Here is a 7,991-nt window from a genome sequence, read left to right on the forward strand (position 1 = left end):
GGCTCTCCGTCGGGGTGCCGCGGCGGTCCCCCGGCGAGCCCCCCCCGGGGGTGCCCCTCTCCTACCGCGGGGGGGGGGCCCCCCCAGGTGGGGGGACGGGGGCTCCGGCGGATCAGCGGCCGACCGGCCGGAACAGCTCGGCCGGGGCACCGCCGCCATGGCCCGTCGCATGGGCGTCGAACAGGTCCCGGAAGTCCGCCTCCGGCGGCCAGAGCATGGAGTGCTGCGAGCGGTAGCACTCGATCGCCTCGTACTTGGCGGACCAGGAGGCTTCCCCGGCGGTCTCGGCCACCGGGTCCAGCAGGGCGTGGCCCTCGGGAAGCGGGGGGATGTCACTGCCCCGCAGCCCGTAGGGGAGGTCCTCCCAGCACCGCACCGGGACCTTCCCGGCCAGCGCGGTGACCACCGCGTCACGGGTGCGCCGGTGGTCGATGTGGTTGCCGACCGCCGCGCTGGTCAGGACCTCCTCGGGCTGGATCCGCTCGGCCAGTTCGGCCACCGCGGCCGCCAGCTGGTCGCAGAGCCGGGGTTCGGCGGCCTCGCTGCCCTGCACCATCGGCCCGTCGACGTCGATGAGCCAGGTGCCGTCGGGCCGCCGCCGGTAGACCGCGTCGAGGAACTCGCCGTGGAGCGGGGTGGCGCCCAGCCGGGCCAGGGCCTTGCGGTCCTCCTCCCGCCGGTGCTCCATCGGCTCGGTCTCCAGGCCCCAGGTGTAGTGGAAGTACTCGGCGATGGGTGAGTACGGCAGCGGCGGGATGCCCGCGAACAGGGTGAGGACCGTGACCTCGGCGCCTTCCGAGGCCAGGTGGTGGATCCGGCTGCCGGCGGACAGCACGGCGTCGTCCAGGTGCGGGGAGACGACGAGGATGTGGGAGGGCATCAGGACAGGGACCGTTCGTCATCGGTGGTGGACGGTTCGTATCGGGCGGTGGGCTCCGGCGCCCCGGTGGTACGGGGGACCCGCTGACGGGCGCCGCCGGCGGTCTCCAGCTCCCCGGTCTCGCCCTGGGCCATGGCGGCGGCGATGGCCGACGCGGAGCCGGGGCGGTTCTTCTGCACCCAGCCGGGGATGTTGCGTTGTTTGAGGGACCCCTCGGAGATGACGAGCGCGCCCGGCGGGACGTCCTCGGCGATCAGCGCGCGGGCGCCCGAGTAGACCCCGTCGCCGATGGTGACCGGTGCGATGAGCCCGTTCTGGCCGCCGATGCGGACGTTGCGGCCCACGACGGAGCGGTACTTCTTGCGGCCGTCGTAGTTGGCGAAGCCGGACAGGCCGCCGATGTTGCTGCCCTCGCCGATGTCCGCGTCACCGATGTACGACAGATGCGGGACCTTGGCCCCGGCGCCGAGCGTGGAGTTCTTGATCTCCACGAATGTGCCCACCTTGGCGCCCTTGTCGAGCCGGGTGTCGGGCCGCACATACGCGTACGGACCGACCTGCGCCGACGGGCCCAGGGCCGCCTGGTCCAGCACCGAGCCGGTGACCTCGGCACCGGCGCCGATCTCGGACGTGGACACGGTCGAGTAGGCCCGCACCCGGGCGCCCGCGCCGAGGTCCGAGGCGCTCACGGTGGACCGCTCCACCAGCGCCCCCTCGCCCACGGCGGAGTCCCGCACCTCGGTGTCCGGGCCGATCACCGCGCCGGACGCCACCGAACTGGAGCCGAGGACACGGGTGTTGGGCAACACGATCGCCCCGGCGGCCAGCCTGGCGCCGACATCGATCCAGGCCGTCCCCGGGTCGGCGATGTCGACCCCGGCCGCCAGCCACCAGCGGTTGATCCGGTCGCGCAGAACGGCCCGCACCCGGGCCAGCTGGATCTGGTCGTTGGCGCCCAGGATGTCGTCCGGGTCCTCCGCGACCGTGATGCCGACGCGCAGGTCGTGCGCGGTGAAGTGGTCCAGCACGGTGGCCAGGTACTCGCCGGTGGTGTGCCCGCCCGCCAGCAGATCGTCGAAGGCGGCGCGCAGGGCGGTGGCGTCGAACGCGTAGACCCCGGCGCCCACCTCGCGCAGCCGGGCGCCGACCGGGCCGTCGCCGGGCCCGCGGCGGTCGCCCCGGTCCGGCGGCAGCAGGGCCTCGTACTCGCCCACCTCGGACCGCAGCACCAGGCTGTAGCCGACCGAGTCCGGCAGGTGGCCGGACAGCAGGGTCATGGCGTTGCCCGCCTTCTCGTGCTCGGCCACCAGCCGGGCGAGGGTGTCCCCGGTGAGCAGCGGCGCGTCCCCGCAGCTGACCAGGATGGTCCCGGTGAAGTCCGGGAGCCGGTGCACGGCGGCGAGCAGGGCGTGGCCGTAGCCGCCCTGGTGCTCCTGGACGGCGGTCTCCGGCGCGGGATCGGCGTCGGCGAAGTGGGCGGCGAGGTAGGCCTCGACGTCCGCGCGCCGGTGTCCGGTGACCACGACCGTGTGCCGTGGCGCGAGTTCGGCGACGGCGTCGAGGACATGGCCGAGCATGGCCCGGCCGCCGACCTCGCGCAGCACCTTCTGGGGGCCGGGTCCCATGCGCTCCCCGTTCCCCGCGGCGAGCACCACGGCGGCCAGCTCCCGGTCGCGCTCCTCCCGGGCCCGCCGTTCCGGGTCGCCCCCCGGCCCGGAACGCCATTCGCTCTTACTATCGAGTATCTTTTGGGAAATCATCTCAATCAGCCCCTCCTGAGGTGGATCAGGCCGCCCGGACTGCATTTCGGACAGCGTGACGCAGGTCTCAGACAAGGGCGAAGCAGACAGGGCCGCAAGGGATGTCCAGAACCCTTGGCAGGAAGCTGACTGCGCGCTCGACCGCTCTGCCCGGCCTTCCTAGCATCGAATTCACCACATGACGTCAACCGGCCATCTGAGGCGTCCGGATGGCGGAAGAGGAGTTATCCGTGAGCGTCTCTCGTCCGGGCCTTCCGGAGGGAATTCCGGAGAATGCGCGACCGCTGCACATCGCGATGTTCAACATCCCGGCGGACGGTCATGTGAATCCGAATCTCGCGCTCTGCGTGGAATTGGTCAAGCGGGGCCACCGGGTCAGCTTCTCCATCGACGAGGGGCACGCCGAGGCGGTGCGGGCCACCGGGGCCGAGCCGGTCCTGTACAAGACGACCTTCCCGGACGCGGGCCGCGGTGAGCGGTTCCCCATCACCGATGTGATCGCGATGTCCTCGCTCTTCCTGCGGGAGGCGGTCGCGGTGCTGCCGCAGCAGCTCGCCGCGTTCGAGGACGACCGCCCCGACCTGGTCCTCTACGACTACGCCGCGCTGTCGGCCCAGATCCTGGCCAAGCGCTGGGGCGTCCCGGCGGTGCGGCTCTCGCCGACCCGGGTGTCCAGCAACACCTACGAGCGGGATCTGGCGCCGTTCTACGCCTCGGTGGCGGACGACCCGGCGTGGCTGGCCTACCGGGAGGAGTTCCAGCACTTCCTGGACGAGGGCGGGATGGACCTGACCATCGAGGAGTTCCTCTACGTCGGCTGGGCCGACCACTATGTGGTCACCATCCCGCGGGCGTTCCAGGCCGACGCCGGCGAACTCGGCGACGCCTACACGTTCGTGGGCCCCGTGGTGCGCGGCCAGGACCACCGGGCCCCCTGGAAGCCGCCCGCGGACGGCCGTCCGGTGCTGCTGATCGCCTTCGGCTCGGTCGCGCCCGAGGTGCCCGCGGTGCAGCGGGTCTTCTTCGAGTGCGCGGAGGCGTTCGCGGACGGGCCGTGGCATGTGGTGATGTCGATCGGCAGGCATCTGGACCCGGCGGACTTCGGGCCGCTGCCCCCGCACCTGGAGCTCATCCCCGAGGCGCCACAGCTCCAGGTGCTGGCCGAGGCGGCGGTGTTCATCACCCACGCGGGTATGGGTTCCACCTTGGAGGCGATCCAGTACGGGGTTCCCATGGTGGCCGTGCCCATGGGGTTCGACCAGATGGAGAACGCCCGGGTGATCGAAGGGCTGGGCATCGGCGTACGGACGCCCTTCGAAGGCGTCACCGGCGAGGAGCTGCGGGAGGCGGTGGAGCGGGTGTCCGCCGACCCCGAGGTGGCCCGGCGGCTGGCGGAGCTGCGCGCGGAGATCCTCGCGGAGGGCGGCGCCCGCGCGGCGGCCGACGCGATCGAGGGCGTGCTGCGGCGCGCACGGGCCTGAGGCGTGTCCGCGTCGGGGACGGCCGCCGGGGCGGGGCCGGCGCGGGAGTCGCGCCGGGCCGCCCTGGCCGCCTTCGTCTGGGCGGTGGTATTCACCGCGATGCATGTGTACTGGTTCGCCGGGGGCCGGTTCGGGCTCGGCGACGCGCCCGAGGTGGTGCCGGAGGCCACCACCGCCAGCGACCGGATCCAGGGCGCGGTCATCACCGGCATGTTCGCGGTGGGCATCGTGCTGCCGCTGGCGCTGACCCGGCCGTGGGGGCGGCGGATCCCCCGGTGGGCGGCGCTGTTCTGCCTGTGGACCGGCGCCGCGCTGGTGGCGGTGCGCGGGGGCGCCGGGCTGCTGGACACGGCGCTGCGCGGCACCGGTCTGGCGCGGAACGGCCTGACCGGTCTGACGTACGAGCAGATCACCGGCGACGCCCACCCGTCGGCGTACACCATCTGGTCCGGCGTCTGCGTCGACGCCTACTTCGTGCTCGGCGGGATCCTGTACGGCCTGACCGCCCTGTGGCTGGGCCGGAGGGCCCGGCCCGGACGGCCCGTCACGGCAGAGTGACCACCAGCGCGGCGTGCGCCAGCCCCGCGCCGAACCCCGCCAGCAGGGCCAGTCCCCCCGAGGGCAGCGCCCCGCGGTCCCTGAGGGCCTCCATGGCGAGCGGGACGGACGCGGCGGAGGTGTTGCCCGCGGAGGTGATGTCGTCGGCGACCACGACATGCGGCGGCAGGTCCAGGGCCTTGGCCACCGCCTCGGTGATGCGCAGATTCGCCTGGTGCGGAACGAAGGCGGACAGCTGGTCCGCCGTGACACCGGCCTGTTTCAGGGCGGCGGCCGCCGTGCGCGGCACCTCCCTGATCGCCCAGCGGAACACCTCGGACCCGGCCATCCGCATGTACGGCCAGGGGTGGTCCGCGTCGCGGGCGGCGGTCCAGGGCTCCTGGTGGGCGATGAGGCCGTGCTGCTCCCCGTCGGACCCCCAGGCCACGGAGTGGATACCGGGTTCGGCGGCGGGGCCGACCAGCACCGCGCCCGCGCCGTCCGCGAAGAGGAACGCGGCCCCCCGGTCGTACGGGTCCACGATGTCGGTCATCCGCTCGGAGCCGATCACCAGCACCCGGCGGGAGGTGCCCGCCCGGATGAGCCCGTCCGCCACGGCCAGGGCGTAGCAGAAGCCCGCGCAGGCGACCTGCACATCGAAGGCGGCGGCGGACCGTGCGCCGAGGGCCGTGGCCACCTGGGGCGCCGCCGCCGGGGACTGGTACAGGTAGGACATCGAGGCGACCAGCACGGTGTCGACGTCGGCGGGGGCCACGCCCGCGTCGGCCAGGGCCTTGCCCCCGGCGTGCGCGGCCATGGTGATCACCGTCTCGTCCGGCCCGGCGTAGCGCCGGCTGACGATGCCCGACCGGCGCCGTATCCAGGTGTCGGAGGAGTCCAGACGCGCGCACAGCTCCTCGTTGGGCACGGTACGGGCGGGACGGTAGCCGCCGAGGCCCAGGATGCGCGCGCCCGCCCCGCCCTGACGTCCGGTCATGCCGGGCCTCCGCCGACCCGTACCAGGGTGCCGTCCACGTACTGCTGGCGGCAGGTGCCCCGGCGCACCTTGCCGCTCGTCGTCTTGGGCAGGGTGCCGCGGCGGATGACGACGACGTCCTCGGCCTCCAGCCGGTGGTCGCTGCGGACCCGCTCGCGCACGGCGCTGACCAGCACGTCGTGGCCGGCCGCGCGCAGCGCCCGGCCGTCCGCCTCGATCACCACGACCAGGGCCTCGCGGTCGCCCCGGTCCACCGCGAAGGCGGCGGCGGAGGCGGGGCGCAGCGCGGGGTGGCTGCGCTCGGCGGAGTACTCCAGGTCCTGCGGGTAGTGGTTGCGGCCCTTGACCACGAGGAGGTCCTTGAGCCGTCCGGTGACATAGAGCTCGCCGTCGCGGACGAAGCCGATGTCGCCGGTGCGCAGGAACGCCCCGGCGTCGGCGTCGTCGGCGATCCGGGCCCGGAAGGTCTCCTCGCTCTCCCGCTCGCGGCCCGCGTAACCGGCCGCCACACAGGGGCCGGTGGCCCAGATCTCGCCCACCCGGTCGGGTCCGGCCGCGCGCCGGGTGGCGGGGTCCACGATGCGCACACGGGTGTCGCCGATGGTGCGGCCGCAGCTGACCACGGGGATCGCGTCGGCGTCCGTGGTCTCCGTGACCCGCCCCTGGCCGAGGTCGGTGGGCGACAGGGTGAGGGCGCGCGGCGGTTCGCCGGGACCACTGCCGCTGATCTTGAGGGTGTGTTCGGCGAGTCCGTAGCCCGGCGAGACGGCCTGGGGGTCCAGGCCGTACGAGATGAACGCCTCGGTGAACGCCCGGACGGTGTGGAGCCGGACCGGCTCGGCGCCGTTGACGGCCGCCCGCCAGGCGGACAGGTCGGTGCCCGGCGCGGGGCGTGCCTCCCGTACGCACAGGTCGTAGGCGAAGTTGGGGGCCGCGGCGTGAGTGCCGCCGAACCGGGAGAGGGCCTCCAGCCAGCGGGCCGGGCGGCGTACGAACGCCTCGGGGCCCATGAGGTAGGAGGGGATCCCGGCCCACAGCGGCAGGACGACGCCGAACAGCAGCCCCATGTCGTGGAAGAGCGGGAGCCAGGAGACCACGGTGCCGCCCTTGGTGGGCCACAGGGCGTCGGTCTCGGCGGCGTTGTGCCAGAAGTTGCGGTGGGTGACCATCACGCCCTTGGGCGTGCCGGTGGAGCCGGAGGTGTACTGGAGCAGCGCCACGTCGTCGAGTCCGGCGGCGGGCAGGGGCTCCCCGGCCGTCGCCGTACCGGGCCATTCGTCGGTGGCCAGCAGTTCCAGACCGCGCAGCTCGGGGGCTCGGGGGAAGTCGGCCAGCAGCCGGTCGCGGGTCTCGGCCGTGGTGAGGACCAGGGTGGTGCCCGAGTCGTCGGCCACGGAGCGCAGCCGGCGCAGCGCCTGGCCGTTCCTGGGCACCTGCACGGGCGCTCCCATGACCCCGGCGGCGGCGCATCCGAGCCAGGCGCGGACGAATTCGAGGCCGGTGGGGTACAGCAGTACGGCGCTGCGGCCTCGGCTGTCCCGACAGCGGAGTTCGGCCGCGCGGCCCAGGGCCTGGCGCAGGAGTTCCGCGTAGGTGACCCGGTCGTCCGGGTCCTCGCCATTGCGGAGATAGCAGTAGGCGAGGTCGTCCGGATTCTCGGCGGCGCGCCGGGCGAGCAGGGCCGGCAGGGACATCAGCTTTTCGGGGTCATGGCCGACAGAAGTCATGTCCATCCTTTTCAGCGGTGGATGGCTCCTGTATAGCCAGGGGCACCGGGCCCCTCAAGGCCGATATCACCATGCTGCCAATATCACGGAATACCGTCCGGTAACAATTCCGGACGGTCATTCCATGACCATTCCCTGGCTCTTCAATGCCGTATCAGTTCCGCCCGCCGCCACGCGAAATGAGGAAAAGCACCTTCAGGCCGATCACTCCGGAGATCACCAGCAGGTGATAGCCGAGCAATTGGAAGAGTCCAATTCCGGGAACGACCACCGGTCCGCCGTCGATACTGAGCAGGATCACCGACATGACCCCGCTCGTGGCGGCGATGAAGGTCAGCAGGATCTCGTGCACCAGCGACCTGATGTACGTACGGTCGCGGGCGTTGGCGAAGAGCCGTACCCCGACGCCGAGGCGGCCCTGTTCGAGCGCGCTGGTGACCCGGTCCAGCCGCCGCGGCAGTCTGCGCAGCAGCTCCCAGGCCGCCATCACATCGGTCGGGCTGATCAGCTGGCCCAGCGGTTCGCGGGGGGGGGGGGGGGGGGTCCGCCCCGGGGGGGTCGTGGGCGCGTCCGCCGAGCCTGATGGCGCGGGGGGGGTGCTGAGTTGGG

At 73.1% G+C, this 7,991-nt stretch carries 6 protein-coding genes and 1 pseudogene; 2 read left to right on the top strand and 5 right to left on the bottom strand.

Annotated elements, in window-relative coordinates; genetic code table 11:
* Positions 1-112 precede the first annotated feature (112 nt).
* On the bottom strand, positions 113-880 hold the full coding sequence (locus tag ACFXB5_RS23010) for a PIG-L deacetylase family protein (protein ID WP_385210867.1): 768 nt from the start codon (positions 878-880) through the stop codon (positions 113-115).
* A complete protein-coding gene (locus ACFXB5_RS23015) occupies positions 880-2,640 on the bottom strand; it encodes a bifunctional N-acetylglucosamine-1-phosphate uridyltransferase/glucosamine-1-phosphate acetyltransferase (protein WP_385210870.1) in 1,761 nt (586 codons plus the stop codon). Before ACFXB5_RS23015 ends, ACFXB5_RS23010 begins: the two co-directional genes overlap by 1 nt.
* Before the next feature lie 230 nt (positions 2,641-2,870).
* On the opposite strand from ACFXB5_RS23015, the gene ACFXB5_RS23020 reads away from it, so the two are divergent.
* Together ACFXB5_RS23020 and ACFXB5_RS23025 are read left to right on the top strand one after the other, a co-directional pair.
* Positions 2,871-4,121, top strand: a complete 1,251-nt coding sequence (locus ACFXB5_RS23020) for a macrolide family glycosyltransferase (protein ID WP_385210871.1) — start codon at positions 2,871-2,873, stop codon at positions 4,119-4,121.
* Between the two features lie 3 nt (positions 4,122-4,124).
* Positions 4,125-4,679 carry a DUF3995 domain-containing protein gene (locus tag ACFXB5_RS23025; RefSeq protein ID WP_385210874.1) on the top strand — a complete coding sequence of 185 codons (555 nt, stop codon included), beginning with the start codon at positions 4,125-4,127 and terminating at the stop codon, positions 4,677-4,679.
* Here the strand turns inward: ACFXB5_RS23025 and ACFXB5_RS23030 are convergent.
* From ACFXB5_RS23030 to ACFXB5_RS23040, 3 genes and pseudogenes are all read right to left on the bottom strand, one after another.
* On the bottom strand, positions 4,666-5,655 hold the full coding sequence (locus ACFXB5_RS23030; protein WP_385210877.1) for a beta-ketoacyl-ACP synthase III: 990 nt from the start codon (positions 5,653-5,655) through the stop codon (positions 4,666-4,668). The genes ACFXB5_RS23025 and ACFXB5_RS23030 overlap by 14 nt on opposite strands.
* The gene (locus tag ACFXB5_RS23035; RefSeq protein WP_385210879.1) at positions 5,652-7,382 is read right to left on the bottom strand and encodes a fatty acyl-AMP ligase; all 1,731 of its coding nucleotides are present in this window, start codon (positions 7,380-7,382) and stop codon (positions 5,652-5,654) included. The genes ACFXB5_RS23030 and ACFXB5_RS23035 overlap by 4 nt, the downstream gene beginning before the upstream one ends.
* A 154-nt stretch (positions 7,383-7,536) precedes the next feature.
* Positions 7,537-7,991, bottom strand: a pseudogene (locus ACFXB5_RS23040) (hypothetical protein); the annotation flags it as partial.

Source organism: Streptomyces sp. NPDC059455 (genome assembly GCF_042750115.1).
Classification (GTDB): domain Bacteria; phylum Actinomycetota; class Actinomycetes; order Streptomycetales; family Streptomycetaceae; genus Streptomyces; species Streptomyces endocoffeicus.

Excerpts from the sequence above, each read along its gene's own strand:
- ACFXB5_RS23010 (WP_385210867.1), bottom strand. The coding sequence starts at position 880 with ATGCCCTCCCACATCCTCGTCGTCTCCCCGCACCTGGACGACGCCGTG.
- ACFXB5_RS23015 (WP_385210870.1), bottom strand. The coding sequence starts at position 2,640 with ATGATTTCCCAAAAGATACTCGATAGTAAGAGCGAATGGCGTTCCGGG.
- ACFXB5_RS23030 (WP_385210877.1), bottom strand. The coding sequence starts at position 5,655 with ATGACCGGACGTCAGGGCGGGGCGGGCGCGCGCATCCTGGGCCTCGGC.
- ACFXB5_RS23035 (WP_385210879.1), bottom strand. The coding sequence starts at position 7,382 with ATGACTTCTGTCGGCCATGACCCCGAAAAGCTGATGTCCCTGCCGGCC.